Origin of the sequence: Microbulbifer okhotskensis (assembly GCF_023895975.1) — a bacterium.
Classification (GTDB): Bacteria; Pseudomonadota; Gammaproteobacteria; order Pseudomonadales; family Cellvibrionaceae; genus Microbulbifer; species Microbulbifer okhotskensis.
Window position 1 is genome coordinate 1 of sequence record NZ_JALBWM010000001.1, and the last position, 17860, is coordinate 17860.

General features: G+C 49.2%; 17 protein-coding genes and 1 pseudogene. 11 read left to right on the top strand and 7 right to left on the bottom strand.

Annotated elements, in window-relative coordinates; translation table 11 throughout:
* The 5 genes and pseudogenes from MO867_RS00005 to dtd all read right to left on the bottom strand — a co-directional run.
* Positions 1-515 (bottom strand): transposase (locus MO867_RS00005; RefSeq protein WP_252463982.1); only part of this gene is annotated, 515 nt, incomplete at its 3' end.
* A 172-nt stretch (positions 516-687) separates the two neighbouring features.
* The gene (locus MO867_RS00010; RefSeq protein ID WP_252463878.1) at positions 688-1218 is read right to left on the bottom strand and encodes a GNAT family N-acetyltransferase; all 531 of its coding nucleotides are present in this window, start codon (positions 1216-1218) and stop codon (positions 688-690) included.
* 249 nt (positions 1219-1467) lie between these two features.
* Positions 1468-1704: pseudogene (locus MO867_RS23885) on the bottom strand (DNA polymerase beta superfamily protein); the annotation flags it as partial.
* Positions 1701-1850: a DNA polymerase beta superfamily protein gene (locus MO867_RS23890; RefSeq protein WP_373565851.1), complete on the bottom strand. Its 150-nt coding sequence runs from the start codon at positions 1848-1850 to the stop codon at positions 1701-1703. The gene MO867_RS23890 and the pseudogene MO867_RS23885, both read right to left, overlap by 4 nt.
* Before the next feature lie 256 nt (positions 1851-2106).
* A complete protein-coding gene (gene dtd, locus MO867_RS00015; RefSeq protein ID WP_252463879.1) occupies positions 2107-2544 on the bottom strand; it encodes a D-aminoacyl-tRNA deacylase in 438 nt (145 codons plus the stop codon).
* An 87-nt stretch (positions 2545-2631) separates the two neighbouring features.
* Here dtd and MO867_RS00020 point away from each other — a divergent pair, with 87 nt between their 5' ends.
* From MO867_RS00020 to MO867_RS00060, 9 genes are all read left to right on the top strand, one after another.
* Positions 2632-4740 carry a prolyl oligopeptidase family serine peptidase gene (locus MO867_RS00020; RefSeq protein ID WP_252463880.1) on the top strand — a complete coding sequence of 703 codons (2109 nt, stop codon included), beginning with the start codon at positions 2632-2634 and terminating at the stop codon, positions 4738-4740.
* Positions 4741-4967: 227 nt separating this feature from the next.
* Positions 4968-5957, top strand: coding sequence for an NAD-dependent epimerase/dehydratase family protein (locus MO867_RS00025; RefSeq protein WP_252463881.1), 990 nt, complete (start codon positions 4968-4970; stop codon positions 5955-5957).
* Between the two features lie 106 nt (positions 5958-6063).
* Entirely contained in the window at positions 6064-6657 is a 594-nt protein-coding gene (locus tag MO867_RS00030) for a DNA-3-methyladenine glycosylase I (RefSeq protein ID WP_252463882.1), read from the top strand.
* Between the two features lie 44 nt (positions 6658-6701).
* The gene (locus tag MO867_RS00035; protein WP_252463883.1) at positions 6702-7523 is read left to right on the top strand and encodes a mechanosensitive ion channel family protein; all 822 of its coding nucleotides are present in this window, start codon (positions 6702-6704) and stop codon (positions 7521-7523) included.
* A 192-nt stretch (positions 7524-7715) separates the two neighbouring features.
* Positions 7716-9602, top strand: coding sequence for a DUF885 domain-containing protein (locus MO867_RS00040; protein ID WP_252463884.1), 1887 nt, complete (start codon positions 7716-7718; stop codon positions 9600-9602).
* A 130-nt stretch (positions 9603-9732) separates the two neighbouring features.
* Complete coding sequence (locus MO867_RS00045; protein WP_252463885.1) at positions 9733-10311, top strand: hypothetical protein; 579 nt, start codon at positions 9733-9735, stop codon at positions 10309-10311.
* 16 nt (positions 10312-10327) lie between these two features.
* Positions 10328-11095 (top strand): hypothetical protein, encoded by a 768-nt coding sequence (locus tag MO867_RS00050; protein WP_252463886.1) that lies wholly within the window; start codon positions 10328-10330, stop codon positions 11093-11095.
* 35 nt (positions 11096-11130) lie between these two features.
* Positions 11131-11613, top strand: coding sequence for a GNAT family N-acetyltransferase (locus MO867_RS00055; protein WP_252463887.1), 483 nt, complete (start codon positions 11131-11133; stop codon positions 11611-11613).
* Between the two features lie 36 nt (positions 11614-11649).
* A complete protein-coding gene (locus MO867_RS00060; RefSeq protein ID WP_252463888.1) occupies positions 11650-12420 on the top strand; it encodes a VIT1/CCC1 transporter family protein in 771 nt (256 codons plus the stop codon).
* Positions 12421-12522: 102 nt separating this feature from the next.
* Here the strand turns inward: MO867_RS00060 and MO867_RS00065 are convergent, their stop codons facing one another.
* On the bottom strand, positions 12523-13605 hold the full coding sequence (locus tag MO867_RS00065; RefSeq protein ID WP_252463889.1) for a GGDEF domain-containing protein: 1083 nt from the start codon (positions 13603-13605) through the stop codon (positions 12523-12525).
* 178 nt (positions 13606-13783) lie between these two features.
* Between MO867_RS00065 and MO867_RS00070 the strand changes: the two genes are divergently transcribed.
* Together MO867_RS00070 and MO867_RS00075 are read left to right on the top strand one after the other, a co-directional pair.
* Positions 13784-14305 carry a macro domain-containing protein gene (locus MO867_RS00070; RefSeq protein ID WP_252463890.1) on the top strand — a complete coding sequence of 174 codons (522 nt, stop codon included), beginning with the start codon at positions 13784-13786 and terminating at the stop codon, positions 14303-14305.
* 420 nt (positions 14306-14725) lie between these two features.
* On the top strand, positions 14726-15613 hold the full coding sequence (locus MO867_RS00075; RefSeq protein ID WP_252463891.1) for a hypothetical protein: 888 nt from the start codon (positions 14726-14728) through the stop codon (positions 15611-15613).
* A 114-nt stretch (positions 15614-15727) separates the two neighbouring features.
* Here MO867_RS00075 and MO867_RS00080 read toward each other — a convergent pair whose 3' ends face one another.
* On the bottom strand, positions 15728-17611 hold the full coding sequence (locus MO867_RS00080) for a glycoside hydrolase family 18 protein (protein ID WP_252463892.1): 1884 nt from the start codon (positions 17609-17611) through the stop codon (positions 15728-15730).
* Positions 17612-17860 lie beyond the last annotated feature (249 nt).

Consider the following 17860-nt stretch of genomic DNA (forward strand, 5'->3'; position numbering starts at 1 on the left):
TCGAGATAGATAATTGGATAGACCCGATCCAGCGGTCGATTTTGCCACTCTGTAACGGTCTCCAGAACCTGCTCAGTAACCTTAGATACCAGTGTTGCTGAAACATCGGCTCCGTACATTTCCTTGAAAGCATCGACAATGTCACGGGTACTCATCCCCTTCGCATACAGGGCCAAAATCTGATCGTCCATCTGTGTTAGACGAGTTTGGCCCTTGCGGACAAATTGAGGCTCAAAAGATCCGGTTCGATCGCGGGGAATGTTGATTTCAACTTCACCATGCTGCCCCTTAAGGCGTTTGGAGCTGGCACCATTGCGGCTATTGCCAGAGCCTCGACCAGCGGCATCATGCTTTGTATACCCGAGGTGCTCATCCAGCTCAGCCCCCAGGGCTGCTTCGACCGTCATCTTGATAAGCTTCTGAGTGAGGCTGTTGAGGTCGGCTTCAGATTTAACACCCTTTGCTAGCTCTGTGATATTGGCACTGAGTTGCTGCTCGAGGTCTTTATCGTTCATTGTTTTGCTCATGGGTTGCTCCGGTATAGAGTATGGGGGCATGAGCAGTTACACAATTTAAATTACAGCCTCATTTCATCGTAGTTTTTCAGAGAATACCTGTAAGCGTCAATGGTAAGTTATATGCCATCGCTAATGGATTTACACCCATACATAGATTTTCGGCAGCGTGCTAAATAATTACTGTGTATATTTTTAAATCCTGAAAGGTGCCATTAATTAAGTAGTAATTGGGAATGGTATCACTGTGTACACCACCTACCCGCTCGGCAACTGCAATACTGGCAGTATTTTCCGATAGGCAATGGATCTTCAGAGCTGTAATGTTTTTTTGGTCTTTTAAATAGACGCCTATTTTTCCCAGAACCCGGGTCATTACGCCTCTACCCTGGCGCTCTTTACAGAGCCAGTAGCCAACTTCCGCACTATTCTTTTCCTGGTCTATCGTCTTGATACCAAAAATTCCGGCAACTTCACGATTAAATATTATCTTGTACCAGGCGGAGCCAAAATGATTGCTGTAAACTCTTTCATTAATATATTCCTGTGTCGAAGACAAGTCGACAACAGTTTTTGCCCAGTAAAGATATCTTTCCAGTAATGGCCTGTTACTTTCTATGAGTTCAAAAATCTGCTCGGCGTCGCGCTCCATCAGTGGGTCAAGTTGTATCTCATTGTCAACGGTTATTTCTAATATTCTCATATTTAAAGGTTTTAATTATTTCTGTACTAATGCAAAGTGCGTTTGGCTATTTTTAAAATTAACCTACTCACAATATTGTTCTTGCAAGGTGTTGCGAAACAGTTTGTTTGGTGTGTAAGTTGTTGGCGATGGCTGTTAGTATAAAGAGTAGATAACTCGAATCTTTGTGGTTCCTCCTCAGAGTACTGGTAGAGAGATCGGGTGGCAGCGAAGAGACTTTTTACCAGAAAATTTTTTTGAGCTCAATTATTATTCAATCGAGTGTTCTGGTGAGTTATCCTCAATAAATTCCAATAATTTATTAAGCTCGATTTGGGGCGCGGATGAATATTGTCCTATCCTGCGAGCAACAAGTAGATATCTTAGGGTATAGAAGTGTTTTATTAGAAATACCTGGTCGCAGTGTAAATGACATTTATAGTTGGTCCTGGTGATACTTCGATAGTGGAGGATAGCTTTAAGTTTTGAATACATTTCCCTGACTAAGTTGAGACAATTATCCGGAACTTGCTATCATTAAAGTAAGTGCTAGGAGATTGTATCCATTCGAGAGATACGAATCCCCAAGCCTTGCTGCCAGATTCGATAGCAAATAAAATACGTACATTATGATCCGACTCAGTTTTCCGCAAGCGAGATATATTTTTTTGTAGATACGTTATTCTATCATATTGATATCAATTTTTTTATTGGCCGGTTTATTCCAGTGCTATAACTCCGAGAATACTAATATTACATTTAAACAGGCAGTTGAGAGCAATGATTTCCCTAACCCAAATAGGAATGCTTGATCTGCTGTGGACTCGTGGCGGACAACCTCGGTAAGCAGTAGTTGGTAAAGGCCATAGAATTTTATTCTTCACAGCCCCAAATGATTACCGAATAGACTCAGGTCTCCAGCATAAAAGTAACGGGACCATCATTGACTAATGAAACCTGCATATCCGCTGCAAATATACCGCAGGCTAGGGGAGAAAATTGAGTTTTAGCACGTCCTAGAAAATAGTTGTAGAGCTCTTCAGCATATTCGGGAGTGGCGCCGCAGCTGAAACTGGGCCTTAGCCCTCGGTCGGTATCCGCTACTAGTGTGAATTGACTGACAACAAGTAGCCCGCCCCCTGTCTTTTGCAAGTTGAGATTCATACGCCCCTTTTCATCAGGGAAAATACGATAATTCAATACCTTGTGCAGTAGTTTATCGGCGCTGTCGGAGCTGTCTTTGGCTTCAATACCGAGCAGCAGCAGAATGCCTTTATCGATGGCGCCCACCGACTGTCCAGCCACATCGACTTGGGCATGATTCACCCGCTGGATTAATCCTTTCATCTCACCTCTCTCTGTCTCTCTGGAACCTATGGCATAAATGGCCTAGATTAACGGACTGATCCAAGTAGAGAAACTGAGAATAACAGTATGAAGAGACAGATAGTGGCACTACTGGCTGGAGTCCTTGCTGCGGCGAGTGTTCACGCAGGGGATGACTATCCGGGCAGCAAGAAGCTGGTACATGTCGATGAGTATTTTGGTCAACAGGTGGCAGATCCATACCGTTGGATGGAGGATATGTCCAGTAAAGAGGTGAAAGCCTGGGTGGGAGCGCAGAACGACCATGCGTTACCCCGTTTAAAAAACATACCCGGTTGGCAGAAGGTCAATGACCGCCTTTCTGAATTGTGGCGCTATGAACGCTACGGTGTGCCCTACAAGAAGGGCGGTAGCTATTACTACAGTTACAACACCGGTGATTGGGACCAAAATGTCTTTTATAAGGCCACGAACCTCGGTACTGAGGGTAAGGCGGTACTGGATCCGCGTAATCTCAGTGAGGATGGGACCATTGCGGCCAGACGTCTCAAGGTAAGTCCTAAAGGCCGCTACCTGGCCTACGGTGTCTCAGATGGCGGTACTGACTGGACGGACTACCGTATTCGTGATCTGAAAACCGGCAAAGACCTTAAGGAGCAGCTAACCGGTATTAAGTTCAGCAGTGCCAGTTGGGCTGCTGATGAATCTGGCTTTTACTACAGCCGCTATCCGTTCAAGATGAATGGCAGTGCTGATGATAGCCAGCAGGTGGCTGTGTATTTCCATAAGTTGGGGGAGGCAAAAGAACGAGATCAGCAAATTTTCCAGATTACCGATCATCCAACCCGCAACCCTGAAGCCTTCGTGAGCCACGACGGTGACTATTTGTTGCTGTCTATTTTCGATGGTTACGACTCAAACGGCTTTTATTATCGCGATCTTCGCGTGGAGAGCGAAAAGGTCGTAAAGTTGCTGGATGACTGGGATGGCCTCTATGAGTTTCTGGGTAACAAAGGCCGAACCTTCTTCTTTAAAACCAGTGCAGATGCGCCTCTGGGGCGTGTGGTAGCGATTGATCTGGACAAGCCACAGCGCAAGTATTGGCGTAATCTGATTCCAGAGAGTCAGAGTGCTCTGCAAAGTGCCAGTCTGATGGGAGACCGATTTGTACTCCACTACCTGGAAGATGCCAAGTCTCGCGTCCTGGTAACTGATACCAAAGGTGAGCAACAGTACGAATTGAAGTTACCGGGAGTTGGCTCGGTGTCAGGCCTGCAGGGCGAGCAGGATGCGGTTGAGACCTTTTATTCTTTTAGTAACTTTATTACTCCGCCAAGTATTTATCACCTGAATGTGCAGACCGGTGAAACCAAGTTGTTCAGGCAACCAAAATACGCTGCGGATTTTTCAGATTTGACAGTGAGCCAGCACTTTTACAAGAGCAAGGATGGTACTCGTATACCTATGTTCTTGGTGCACAAGAAAGGCATGAAGCGCGATGGCTCCAATGCAACACTGTTGTATGGGTACGGCGGTTTTAATGTGTCTATTTTACCGCGCTTTTACAATCACTTTGCGGGCTGGCTGGATATGGGCGGCACCCTGGCGGTGGTTAACCTGCGCGGTGGTAGTGAGTATGGTGAAGCTTGGCACCAAGCGGGTACCAAAACTCAGAAGCAAAATGTCTTTGATGACTTTATCGCTGCGGCAGAGTGGTTGATTGAGGAGAAGGTCACTTCCCCGAAAAAGCTGGGTATTAATGGACGCTCTAATGGTGGGTTACTGGTCGGCGCCACCTTGGTACAGCGCCCGGACCTGTTTGCCGCAGCTCTACCTGCAGTTGGTGTATTGGATATGCTGCGTTATCACACGGCTTCTGCGAATGCGCGTCAGTGGTCCAGTGACTATGGCCTGAGTGAAGATCGCCAACAATTTGAGGCCCTGTACTCCTACTCGCCTGTGCACAATACCCGTGAGGGTGCCTGCTATCCGGCAACCCTTATCACGACTGCGGATCGAGATGACCGTGTTGTGCCCTGGCACAGTTATAAGTTTGCCGCAGCGCTGCAAAAAGATCAGAGTTGTGAAAATCCGGTCTGGCTTGCGGTAGAGACTCGCGCAGGGCACGGCGCCGGTAAGCCGGTATGGATGCAAGTAGAGGATTATGCAAACCAGTGGGGCTTTCTCGCTTACCAGCTGGGATTGAAAATCGATTAACGGGTAACTCCGACAGGGTAGGAGAATACCGGTGACATTGTGATGGCTGTCGGTATTTCTATAAACCGTTGGGGGAAGCCTTGAGGCTGCAACTGCATGGAAAATCGGGTGTAGCCAGCTTTGTCGAAATAGCGGTTCCACTCATCGGTTAAACCCTGCGAAGAGTGGCGTTTCCGGCAGAGAGTATCACTGGGTATAAATAATGATAAATATCATCCGGTGGATTTATGAAACATGCCTTTGTAACTGGGGGCACCGGCTTTCTCGGTGCCAATCTTGTCGAACAGCTTATTGCCAGTGAGTGGCAGGTGACTGCCATGCACCGGTCCAGCTCAAACCCCCACCGACTGCGCAGTATGGGGGCTGAGCTGGTCGAAGCCTCGCTGAGTGATGTAGATTCCCTGGCGGCTGCTGTGCCGGACAAGGTAGATGTCGTTTTCCATATGGCGGCCAATACCAATATGTGGCGTGGTGGCAATGCCCAGCAGTGGAAAGATAACGTTGAGGGTTCGGCCAATATTGCTAAAGTTGCCAGAGAAAAAAGCGTAGGGCGGATGGTTGTTACCAGTTCGATCTCTGCTTATGGCTATCACCAAGGAGTGATTGCAGAAGACAGCCCCAAGCTTGCAGATGATCCTCGCCATCATTATTTGTATACCAAAAAACGCGCAGAAATTGTGGTTCGTGCAGAAATTGAACGAGGTCTCGATGCAGTTTTCCTAAATCCTTGTGGCATTGTGGGAAAATACGATACCGGTAGCTGGGCTCAGGCATTTTTCCTGATTTCGAGGGGGCAGCTTCCCGGCGTGCCACTGGGCTCTGGATCTTTTTGCTATGCAGGCTCGGTGGCGAGAGCGCATATTAGTGCCTCTGAACATGGGCGTTGTGGAGAAAACTATATCCTCGCCGGCGCTGATGCCAGTTTCCTGGAATTCTTCAGCACCATTGCGGAATTACTAGATCAACCGGTGCCCAAAAGAACCACTCCTGCTTTTGTGATCCGGGTAATTTCCGAAATTTCAGATTTTGTATCCCGATTTAATGGCCGTGAACCGGTAGTAACGCCGGAGAAGGCAGCTTTGGCTACGCGCCGTGTAATAGCGAGTTGCGCCAAAGCAGAGCGCGAACTGGGATATGATTCAACAGTGGAATTAGATGCCATGTTGTGCGAATGTCGCGATTGGTTATTACAGGAAAAACTATTGGAGGTATCGTGAATCGTAACAATATTATTTTCGGACTGGTCGCCCTGCTTTTGGTTTTACAGCTTGTACAGTATTACTTTTTTTCTGGTGCCAGCTAGCCAGCGGTTTAGGAGTAATCATGAAGGAGAAACGCTGCGGTTGGTGCCTATCGACACCGCTTTATCAGAGCTACCACGATGAGGAGTGGGGCCGGCCGGTGACGGACGATCAGACCCTGTTTGAATTTTTGCTATTGGAGGGGGCCCAGGCAGGATTGTCCTGGATTACGGTCCTTAATAAACGAGAAAATTATCGCCGTCTTTTTGATGATTTTAAGGTGGAAAAAATTGCTCGCTATACCCCTAAGCGGGTTGAAAAACTGTTACAGGAGCCGGGGATCATTCGCAACCGGCTCAAAGTGGAATCCGCAGTAAAAAACGCACGGGCTACGCTTACGCTACGAGAAGCGGGTAGCTCCCTGAAGGATTTTCTCTGGCAGTTTACCAACGGGTGGGTGCTGATCAATCGGCCGAACTCTCTCAAGCAGGTACCTGCTAGTACCCCGGTGTCTGATGCTATGAGCAAGGCATTGAAAAAGGCCGGCTTTAGTTTTGTGGGTTCCACCATCATGTATGCGCATATGCAGGCCACGGGCATGGTCAATGACCACCTGCAAACCTGTCCCGCGCATCAGCGCTGTGCCGACGAGGCGAAGGCTATGGGGCTTGTGTGAGTCGGGAATAAGTGTGATAAGACCCCATTTCGGTAAGATTAACGATGGATATCAACAGTTTGGCCAGCAACTACTGGCCCCTATTGATCGCGGCTCTCTTGAAGCTAGGGGCCGCACTACTGGTAGTTGCGGTAACTCTTTTTGTTGCTCACCTCGCCCGCCGAGCCATCGACCGTTTACCGGAACGGTTCGATGTTACCTTGCGCCCGGTGTTGCGCAGTATCTCCAGTTGGGCCATTTATATCGTCGGCGCCCTGTTGGTGCTGGATGCCTTCGGTGTAAATACAACCAGCCTGATTGCCCTTCTCGGTGCCACGGGTGTCGCGGTAGCACTGGCGTTGAAGGATACGCTACAGAATATTGCCTCGGGATTTATCCTGCTCGGACTTCGCCCCTTTCGTGTTGGGGATGTGATCCAGTTTGGTAGCACAATGGGCACGGTGCGGGAGGTGGGGCTATTTACCACAGAAATGGATGCCACGGATGGGTTGCGAATTACTGCACCCAATAATGCAATCTGGGGACAAACTCTCACTAACTTCAGCCGCAACAAGACCCGCCGTATTGAAATAGTCGCCAGCATCGCTTATGGCGACGATATTGAAATTGGGCTGGCAGTATTGCGTCGCCTGGTGGCAGCGGAACCGCGCTTACTGGTCGAGCCTGAGCCCAGTTATACCGTGCGCGCCTTAGCTGACAGTGCGGTCAACTTACAGCTGCGCGCCTGGGCATCAACCGAAGAATACTGGGAGGTCTATTGGTCGATGATGAAGCAATTGAAACCTGCGCTGGAAGCTGCCGGACTCACGGTACCCTTTCCCCAGCGCGAGCTGCATATCGTGGATCGGTCTTCGAGTAAACACTGATCGCTTTACTGATTGGTCACTGGTCTTAATTTCGGACCCTTGCATCTATTTTTAGGAAGAAAACCTGCGATCTGCTTCGACTCGACGCACAGATATGGCGTTTGGGGGGGCTTTGATCGACACCTAGCTGATTTCGTGTCAAAGTTAGCGGCGTTTTTTTGTACAACTTTTGATCGAGATAGAAAGATGCCGATGAAGCTGAATAATCCACTGATCCCCAGTCTGTTGGCTGTCGCTATTCTCGCGGGCTGTCAGGGTGACAAGAGCGCTCAGTCCGGAGCGAATGTCGATAAGTCTCAGGGCGCTGTTGCCGAAGAGTCGGTTGCGGTGGATGCGGTCGCAGAAACCAAGCGCCTGACAGAGTGGTTGGATGAGCGCTATGAAGAGCAATTGCAGTTCAGCCCGATTCAGCTCTCCTATTTGGGTCGCAAAGAGCAGTACGACCAAATTGACGATATGAGCGAGGCCGCTGAGGCTCGCCAGTTGGCTTGGCTGGAAAAAAGTGTTGCCGAGCTGAAAAAGAACTTTGACTACGAAAAATTGAGCGGGGAAGGCAAGACTTCCTACGATATATGGGTGTACCAGTTTGAGCAGTCCAAAGCTGCCGAACCTTTCAAGCGCCACGGTTATATCTTTGAACAGATGGGCGGTGCGCAGTCGCAACTGCCCAACTTCCTGCTGAACTTCCACAAGGTAGAAACTGCCGAGGATATGCAGGCCTATATCACCCGTATTGGTGGTATCTCCCGCGCTATTAGCCAGCTGCATGAACGTGCAGAACTGGCTTCGAACGAGGGGATTCGTCCACCTCGTTTTGCCTATGAAGGTGCGATCGAACAATCCAGCAAGCTGATTGCTGGCGCCCCCTTTAGTGATGGTGACGACGCGCCTCTGTGGGCCGGCGCCAAGGGTAAGATTACCGATCTGCTCGAAGCGGGCAGTATTGACCAGAAGCAAGCGGATAAGCTGACTGCAGACGCACGCAAAGCGCTGGAGAGTGAGTTTCTGCCCGCCTACGCAAACCTGATCACCTGGCTAGAGAAAGACGTTGAGAAGGCCTCTGCAGAGCCTCAGGGCGCCAGCAGCCTGCCGAATGGTATGGCTTACTATAACCAGCGTCTGGCCAATACCACCACAACCAGCCTGACGGCCGATGAGATCCACAATATTGGTCTCAAGGAAGTGGCGCGTATTCGCGGTGAAATGGAAACCATCAAAGAGCGGGTTGGCTACGAGAATAGCCTGCAAGACTTCTTCAAATTTATTCGTGAAGATGGCCAGTTCTACTATCCGAATTCCGATAAAGGCCGCCAGGGTTACCTGGATGATTCCACAGCCTTCCTCGACAATATTTCCAAGAAACTGCCGGAATATTTCGGTCTACTGCCCAAGGCTGAGCTGGTTGTGAAGCGGGTGGAATCCTTCCGCGAGCAGGATGGCGGTGCCCAGCACTACTATCCCGGCACTCCAGATGGCTCGCGTCCGGGTATTTACTATGCACATTTGTCTGACATGAGTGCTTATTCCACAACCGATATGGAAACGGTGGCCTACCACGAAGGTAATCCTGGTCACCATATGCAGATCTCTATTGCGCAAGAACTTGAAGGTATTCCACAGTTCCGTACCCAGGCACACTTTACCGTGTATGCCGAGGGCTGGGCGCTGTACTCCGAGAAACTGGCCATGGAAATGGGCGCTTTTGAAGACCCCTACAACCTGTTCGGACACTTGACCGCAGAAATGTGGCGTGCAATTCGCCTTGTAGTGGATACCGGAATGCACGCTAAGGGTTGGAGCGAGGAGCAGGCAGTAGAGTACTTCCTGGAAAATTCTGCCATTCCTGAAACGGCAGTGCGCTCTGAAGTGCGCCGCTACCTGGCGTGGCCGGGGCAGGCTACCGCTTACAAGATTGGTATGTTGAAAATTCAGGAACTGCGCCAGCAGGCCGAAGAGCAGCTGGGTGACAAATTCGATATCCGCAGTTTCCACGACACCGTATTGGGTGGCGGCGCTCTGCCGGTACCGGTATTGGAGAGTCGAGTCGCTTCTTGGGTGGAGTCAGTTAAGCAGTCATAAGCTTCTCTGCTGATCCCAATAAAAAAGCCGGGCAAAGCCCGGTTTTTTTATTGGGTCTATTTCTGTAAATATCGTCTGTATATAGGGAATGCTGGATTTCCCGATAGTGTTTATTCAATGGATATTTAAAATGGATTCAAATATTTACTCCGCTCCGGAGGCTGACTTAGATACCACTCTGGAAGGTGAATCATCATTTTACGTAGTATCTCCAATCAAGTTCTGGGTGATGAGCCTCGGTACTATGGGGTTGTATTCAGTTTATTGGATTTATCGACATTGGGCTGAATACCGGCGTGCTAGTGGTGAGGATATGTGGCCGGTTATGCGGGCTATATTTTCGATATTTTTTACTCATTCTCTTTTTTCCAAGATCCAAAGTCGTTTAGAGGAAACTGAGATAGATTACCGCTGGTCACCGGGGCTGTGGGCTACATTTTATGTAATATTTACGATTGTGGGTTCTATCGTCGACAGGGTCTCCTATTATTCCGATGAAATTTCATTGGTCGATATGGTGAGTATATTATTACTACTATTGACGGTGTGGCCACTGTATCAGGGACAGAAGGCAGCCAACATGGCTAGTGGAGATGTTTCTGGACAAATAAACTCAAGGTTTACCCCCTGGAACTTTATATGGTTAGCGATAGGTGCTTTGCTTTGGGGGTTTGTTATTTTTGGGGCCTATTTTTTATTGGGCGTATAGAAAAAGAGGGATATTGATGAGGTATATAGGATTTTTTATTTTTGCCTTGGCATTGCAATTATGGACGGCTACATTGTGGGCCGAAACGACGCCTACCGAAATTACCGTGCGCGCAAAGGCTAAGGATGCCAAATTTATTGGCTCCTCTATTGGGGGTGCCATGGTAATTATCCGCGAAGCGGATACCGGGGAAATTCTCGCCAAGGGGCTGACCCAGGGAAGTACTGGTAACACTGGCAAGATTATGAAAACCCCGCGCGCACGATATCAAGCAATTGCCACTGAGGCGGCGCATTTCACCGCTACACTGGATATCAGTGAGCCGGTATTTCTGACCGTAGAGGTGCTGGCCCCTTATATTAAAAAACAGGCTCGGGTAATGGCGCAAACTCAGACTTGGCTGGTGCCTGGCAAGCCGATTGTGGGTGATGGCTTGATTGTGGAAATACCGGGGATGCTAGTCGATCTGCTCAGTCCTCAGACCCACCTCTACACAGGCCTGGATAAGAGTCCCTTTGAGATTCGCGCCAATGTAGTGATGATGTGTGGCTGTTCTTTGACAGACGGAGGGCTATGGGACGGCAGTCAGATCGAAGTTATGGCGCTGCTGGAAAGAAATGGTGAGCGTTTCGCCAGTATCCCCCTGAAAATTCAGGAAACGATGAATACCTTCAGCGCTCCTTTTGCAACAGATGTACCCGGTGCCTATAAAATTCTAGTGTATGCCTATGATCCAAAGACGGGTAATACCGGTGTCGATAGGGGTAGCTTTATAGTGAGGTAAACGGGCAGGCCTATGCCGCCTGCCGGGGAGATCCGATGCAGATCCGGGAAGCGACAAGTCATGATATCGAGGGGATGTGGAGTCTTTTTTGTGGCGTACGAGCCAATGGTGAGTTGCGTTACTCAGCCAAAATCGGTCGCGAAGAATTTTCCGTCCAATGGTTCAATAGAGACTTGCAGACGTACGTCGCCGAAGAATTGCCGCACTTATTGGGGGCTTATAAATTGGGAGTTAATTTCCCGGGCATAAACAGCCATGTTGCTGCGGCATACTATCTGGTGCACACGGCTGTGCGGGGCCGCGGTGTGGGGCGCGCGCTGATCGAGCACAGTATTTCCAGGGCCCAAGATGTGGGCTATCTGGAAATGCAGTTTAACTATATCCCGAGCACAAGCCAGCCAACAATGACACTCTATACCGAGTTGGGCTTCGATATCATCGAGACGCAACCGAGGGCATTCACAGACCGCTGCGGGGAATTGTGTGAAGCCTATGTTTTGCAGCGTTTTTTACAGTAACTGCTGACACTATCCGTTACAGAATGCAGGCTAGGCATGGACGACCACAGCCCTGAACAAAACGGGGAATCCCGTAAATCCCTACTCGATGAGCACCGGCCGGATCGTATCGAGGCGCGCTTACAGCGTCCGCCCCATTCACGGCGAATGTCTGACTTTGTTCTTGGCGCGATAGACGGGTGTGTGACTACTTTTGCCATTGTCGCTGGGGCTTTTGGGGCGGGATTTACCGAGGCGGTAGTACTCGTGATGGGCTTTGCCAACCTGATTGCCGATGGCTTTAGTATGGCCGTCAGTAACTATGAGGCGGCGAGTGTGGAGCGGGAGCAGAGGATTGAAGCTACGCGTACAGAACGCCGGCATATTGCTCTGGTTCCCGAGGGTGAAAGAGAAGAAATCCGGCAGATTTTCCATCAAAAGGGCTTCACTGGGGAAGTCCTGGAAAATGTCGTTTCCACAATTACGGCAAATCGTCAACTGTGGATAGATACCATGCTTGCCGAGGAGTACGGTATCAGTCGTGCGCGACACAACCCGTTAAGTGCCGCATTGATGACCTTCACCGCTTTTGTGTGTGTGGGGGCTATCCCCTTATTGCCCTACCTTTTTCAGGGTCTTAATACCACTGAGCAGTTTTACAGTAGTGCTGTTTTATCGGCCTGTGCGTTCTTCGCCATTGGGCTCGCTAAGGGGCTAGTGTCTTCCCGGCATACCTTGGTGGCAGCGATTAAAACCCTCATTTTCGGCAGTTGCGCTGCAGCCCTGGCACTCGCTGTTGGCTACCTGCTGCGTCATTTCGTTGTTTAGTTAGAATGTTTGAGACGTAATTTATTTTGGGGAGCTGTAGATAGACGCTGCGAGCCAGAATAAAAAAGCCACGGTAGACCCCTTTAGTAATCCATTCGCAGTTTATGCGGCCACCACTTTGTTGCGACCGCCGTTCTTCGCCCGATACATACGCTTGTCCGCCTCGCCCAATAATTGGTTGAGGGGCTTTCCGCTGATGCTGCCTTCGACAACCCCGAGGCTGATAGATATCTTCACCGGGCGGGTATAGCGCCTGCTTAGGGCTGACACTTTGCGACGCAGTTTTTCTGCCAGTACACCGCCGCCCTTAAGGTCGGTGTTGGGTAATAGCAATAGAAATTCTTCGCCGCCCCAGCGGGCCACAATGTCCTCTGTGCGAGTGTTACTTTTAAGAATTTTGGCCACATCCTGTAATACACGGTCGCCGAAAGAGTGCCCAAAGGTATCGTTGATGGTTTTAAAGTTATCCAGGTCACCGATCAGGATGACATATTGGTCCTGGAGCTCAGCATTGCGGCGCTCCATCTCGCGGATTGCACGGAAGGCCTCACGGCGATTGGCCAGGCCTGTCAAGGTATCGGTTGCGGCATAGCTTTCCAGCTCGCCAGTCAATCGTTGAAGCAACTGCTGGGTTTGATGGCGGCTGCTATCGAGCAGTGCGGTAAGAGCGGTTAAAGCACCAAACACGGCTATAAAGCGCGCGCGATAGGCGGTGTCGTATTTGGCGGTGAGGCCTGGGAAGTCCGGATAAAACAGGATTGCAGCGGTGGCCAGGCCGATACCCAGTAGAGCGGTGGTGCCAGTTTTATAGCCGTATAGATTGATAAATCCCGGAACTAGCATCACTGCCCACATTAAGCCAGTATTGTTAACGCCGCCGGTCATCAATAGGTAGAAATAGAGCACCAGTAAAAGAATACCTACCAGCAATGGCGTCTTTTCGCTGGGGCCTATGAGATTAACGGCGATATAAGCCATCAAAATAACAACGGCTGCTATAAAAAGTGTCGATGCCTGCAGGATGTTGGTCGCAGATAGAGCGATAATGGCCATGGCCCCGGTAATCGCCATAGCGAATATCAACATGTAGGAAGAGGCCAATATACGGCGGCGCAGGTCTATGCGCTGTACCTCATCAATAGAGGTGGAAATCGCGGGATTCTGATTGTTATACCCTGTGTTCATAGTCATTCCCGTTGCTATACCGACTGCAACCTTCCGCTTGCTCGGGACTGCCCTTCATTTACAACCAAGGAGGGTAGCCACTACCGGAGTGAAGCAACGCTGAGTATAGGGGGAATCCGTCACCGACCAAAGTAGCAAGCTACAGTATCAGTAACTCAAACTTTAGAACTGAGAAATCGTGACACAAATTGAACTGACTTGGGGCGATATTTTAACGATGGGAGGGGATGCATTGGTGTGTCCCGCCCACAAGTACCTTATTCGGGGCCGTGGGCTTTCCGCACAGATTTATGCCCACTGTGGGACCCAATTAACCCCTCAGTGCACCCGTCAACGGGCTTGCCCCGTAGGAGAGGCTCGCCTAACCAAGGCCTATGATTTACCCGTCGATTATCTTCTGCATACGGTTACCCCCCAATGGAGTAGTGGCGATCAGTGGGGCAGCCAGGCGATAGTGCAGTTGCGATGCTGTTATGAAAGTGTTTTGAAGTTGGCGGAACAACGGGGGTGCAAAAAGATACTATTTCCAGCACTAGGGGCTGGTACGAACCGCTTCCCACACGAGATTGCGGCACATCAGGGCCTGGCGGTTTTGCGCAGCTATGCCGCAAGCTTTGAGCGCCTCACAGTTTGTTTGCACTCACCAACTGCATTGGCGCAGTGGCAGAAGATTGAGCGTCGCTTCTATGGCCCTCATTGATGTATTGTATGGTGAGTGATTGAATAGCATCGTATGGGGCTAACAATCCAGTAAAACCCTATTGATCCAGTCTGGTTTATTTTTCGTCACAATAATTTCTTGTTATTTGTGTAAATGATCACTGCCGGGTGCGGGGATCGAGTTATAGATTGCTATTCCAATAAGTATCAACTTATCATGCTTCTTCTTCATTCTTGGAATTGTAGATTTATGCTGTTATACAATCTTCAGTTTTTTACTGTTCAGTGCCATATTTCCATTTGATGATTTAGCTCAATAATTTTGATCTACCACAGTAAATGTCGCTTTCATTTATTGTAAATGGTTATCTGTTCACTAGAGATGGTTTTTTGATGGCATTGTTAATAATGGCCCAGTTTGTATTAGGAAATTTTCCAGCATAAGGAGGTTTTCATAGCTATGAGTTATTGTAAAGTCTGTATACAGGAGCAGAAAATTTATGAAGATGTAGGGCATAGATGTGTATTGTGTCGGGGTTGGGAGCCACCTAAAATAAAAAAGAAGCCATCTTTTTTACAATTTCCTATGCCTGATATGAATAGGAAACATATTTTTATTCGCTGCAAGTGGGACTTGTTTGTCATCGTGCTTACCATTTCACTAGTAGCTCTTATAGTTATTTCTTACTTTAAGGTGGTAATATCTCAGCGAGTAGAGTCTCTCTCTGAAGGGGCTATCTTGGCAGACCTCACCAGTGAGGGGTATATTTTTTCGACGCTGCCAGTAATTTTTGTTTCTATAATATTATTTGCCACCCTCTCTAAGCTGATTTCATATTTAATTCCTACGGCAAGAAAAGAACTTGATAAAGAGCTAAACCTGAGATACCTGGGGGGCTATGGGTTGAGGCAGTCAATCCGTAATAATTTTAGAATTCTCCTGTGTTTTCTTGCTTTTTTTGTGCCTATGATGGGGTTGGGTCTAAATAGTTATTATGTTGTCAGCTCCAGTGGACTGAAATTTAACTCATTATTTTCTCTTTTCCCTAAAGAGTATAATTGGAGTCAAATTCAGGCGGTTGAAACAACTACCGGTACTGGCGCAGCGCGTAATCGTTGGATTCCTAAATACATTTTTAGAATGGATGATAATAATAAAATCAATTTAATTGATGATAAGCTACAAAAATTTATTGCTTCTTACCCCAGACTCAGAATTTATCTGCGAGATCAAAATCATATTAAGTATGAGCAAAGTTTGACAGATGATGGTGTTCGTTGGTTGAGAAATCATTTGTCAAAGAGCGATTTTGGTGAAGTGATGTATATCTTACAAGATACCCCGTAATGATTTTTTATGAGCGCGGACTAAACAGTATATAAAAAGGGCCCATAAGGGCCCTTTTTATTAGAAGAAACCTTCAGCCGCCTTCCTTGAGGAGACGCCCAAAGTGTATTCAGGTTACTGGCAGGAACTCGCTTCCCAGTACTGGGGAGCGTTAGCTGGGGACCACCAGTTTGGTCCGAAGGTTGAGGCGTATACCTGGCCCTCAAAAGTCACCATGTCACCAATTTCATAGCCGGCATCACCCGCGTAAGGCTGCTGGAACTCAGGACAGGAGGCTGCAGAGCTGTCGCCGCCGGTGCTGTCATTTGAGTTATCGTCGGAGCCATTGTCGGTATTATTGTCGGAGCCATCATCGGCGGTTTGACAGGTGGTTTCGCTCCACAGTGATGGTGCAGCGCTCGGAGACCACCAGTTTGGCGCGTGGTTTGACTCGTAGGCGACACCGTCGAAGACAACAACGTCACCGACTGAGTAACCCGGGTCGCCGGCATAGGGCTGTTCGAATGCTACACAGGCACTGCTTCCTGTGCTGCCATCGCTCCCGGTATCGCCGGTATCGCCGGTATCGCCGGTATCGCCGGTATCGCCAGTATCTCCGTCATCTGCGCTATCGTCATCTTCCGATCCAGGGTCAGTTTGACCGAAGACCTCAAGCGCAGCATCCAGCAGGGGGTACTGATAGGTGTCATTCTCCTGAAGCATTCCGCCACGGAGCTGCCAGATCATCACGCCACCCAGGTCTTGGTTGACCACGTATTGAGCGCGTTCGGCAATAGAGGTTGTATCTTCGAAAGAGATAAAGCCACCATCCTCAAACCATCCATAGTGGGTGACCGCCTCTGGGTCGTAGGCGGTCTGGAATGAAGAGTCGCTCTGCATTTTCTCCACGATCTGGTAATAGCGTGTCTCGGTGTCAGAACCCCAGTGAGCGACGTCCTGCCCCGATGCGGTCTCGCCGATCGCCGTGGCACCGGCGACGCTACGGCCATAGTGGGACATACCCAGAATGATTTTTTCGGCTGGGATATTACCTTCAGTCATCCACATGTTGCGGCAGCTGTCCGCATCGAAGCCCTCATTGACCTGGCCTTCATAGGGGAACAGCGGCGACGTGTGCTGAGCTACTGTATCCCAGTCCCCACCGAAGTCGTAGGTCATCAGGTTGACGTAATCGAGGACCGCTCCGACCTCAGCAAAATCATAACCTTCTTCTGCAATTGATGGGCCGCAAGCGACTGCTGCGGTCAGCTCCAGGCTTTTGCCAGTCTCAGCTTCGACTTCATCGAAGCGCTCGCGAAGCTCCTTGAGAAGTGTTGTGAAGTTGTCTTTGTCGATCGAACGCCCACCGTTCGGTGCATAGCCCGGATACTCGAAGTCGAGATCGAGTCCGTCGAAGTCCCAATCGGTCAGGAGTGTTACTGCATTCTCGATGAATGCCGCACGCGCGGTGTCGCTCTCCATCATCTCAGATACTTTATGCGACAGGGTCCAGCCACCCATGGAGAGGATCGCCTTGGCGCCGTCGTCGTGCACCGATTTTACGAAGCCTGATTCGTGGTCGTTCCACCCCTGACAGACTGCGTCCTGAATACTTGAATCGTACTGGCTGTAGGGATGCCAGAATTGCGGTGAGCACTTCACTGGGCCATCACCGGCGCCGCCAGAAAAGGATTGGGCACCGAGTCCGTAGAAGACATAGGGGTCCGTAAAGTAGATGTTGCCGTCTTCGTCGTTCCACGCGAAGGCATACTGAACGTGAGTGAGTTTGGAGAAATCCACGTTGTCGTGGGTGAAAGATGAGTCGGCCCAATATTCCCAGTCGGCCCAGTAGGCCGATACTCGTTTGCTTGTCTCTTGTGCGCTGACATTTCCGCTGAAGGCGATTGCTGCTGCGAGTGCTGCAGCCATTTTTAATTTAAACCCAAGTTTAGATCCGCGTTCACTGCGGTTGCCCTCCAACATCCTTGTTCGATCCTGAGATTGCAGGAAAGAAAACATTAGATTGACCTCCCATAGGTCCTATTATGTATTAATGAATTTGTCGTTATATTTGGGAAAGTTGGAATAATTGAAAGCGTAAAAGTTCCGCGGGGAAATGTGGAATAAATGTGGAAGCCGCTTGGACAAGGGGGCTAATGGCGGCAAGAATTTCTTTGAGGTTGTTTTAAAAGCAATAAGAAGAAAGGCATAGGTGGGGCTTATTAGCCCCTATTCAGGATAATGTTAAAAATTTAAATATCGATGCGA

What these genes read in the sequence shown, in the direction of transcription:
- MO867_RS00035 (WP_252463883.1), top strand. Translation starts at nt 6,702, where the DNA reads ATGGATATCAACAGTTTGGCCAGCAACTACTGGCCCCTATTGATCGCG.
- MO867_RS00020 (WP_252463880.1), top strand. Translation starts at nt 2,632, where the DNA reads ATGAAGAGACAGATAGTGGCACTACTGGCTGGAGTCCTTGCTGCGGCG.
- dtd (WP_252463879.1), bottom strand. Translation starts at nt 2,544, where the DNA reads ATGAAAGGATTAATCCAGCGGGTGAATCATGCCCAAGTCGATGTGGCT.
- MO867_RS00045 (WP_252463885.1), top strand. Translation starts at nt 9,733, where the DNA reads ATGGATTCAAATATTTACTCCGCTCCGGAGGCTGACTTAGATACCACT.
- MO867_RS00075 (WP_252463891.1), top strand. Translation starts at nt 14,726, where the DNA reads ATGAGTTATTGTAAAGTCTGTATACAGGAGCAGAAAATTTATGAAGAT.
- MO867_RS00055 (WP_252463887.1), top strand. Translation starts at nt 11,131, where the DNA reads ATGCAGATCCGGGAAGCGACAAGTCATGATATCGAGGGGATGTGGAGT.
- MO867_RS00080 (WP_252463892.1), bottom strand. Translation starts at nt 17,611, where the DNA reads ATGTTTTCTTTCCTGCAATCTCAGGATCGAACAAGGATGTTGGAGGGC.
- MO867_RS00030 (WP_252463882.1), top strand. Translation starts at nt 6,064, where the DNA reads ATGAAGGAGAAACGCTGCGGTTGGTGCCTATCGACACCGCTTTATCAG.
- MO867_RS00050 (WP_252463886.1), top strand. Translation starts at nt 10,328, where the DNA reads ATGAGGTATATAGGATTTTTTATTTTTGCCTTGGCATTGCAATTATGG.
- MO867_RS00040 (WP_252463884.1), top strand. Translation starts at nt 7,716, where the DNA reads ATGAAGCTGAATAATCCACTGATCCCCAGTCTGTTGGCTGTCGCTATT.
- MO867_RS00060 (WP_252463888.1), top strand. Translation starts at nt 11,650, where the DNA reads ATGGACGACCACAGCCCTGAACAAAACGGGGAATCCCGTAAATCCCTA.
- MO867_RS00025 (WP_252463881.1), top strand. Translation starts at nt 4,968, where the DNA reads ATGAAACATGCCTTTGTAACTGGGGGCACCGGCTTTCTCGGTGCCAAT.
- MO867_RS00010 (WP_252463878.1), bottom strand. Translation starts at nt 1,218, where the DNA reads ATGAGAATATTAGAAATAACCGTTGACAATGAGATACAACTTGACCCA.
- MO867_RS00065 (WP_252463889.1), bottom strand. Translation starts at nt 13,605, where the DNA reads ATGAACACAGGGTATAACAATCAGAATCCCGCGATTTCCACCTCTATT.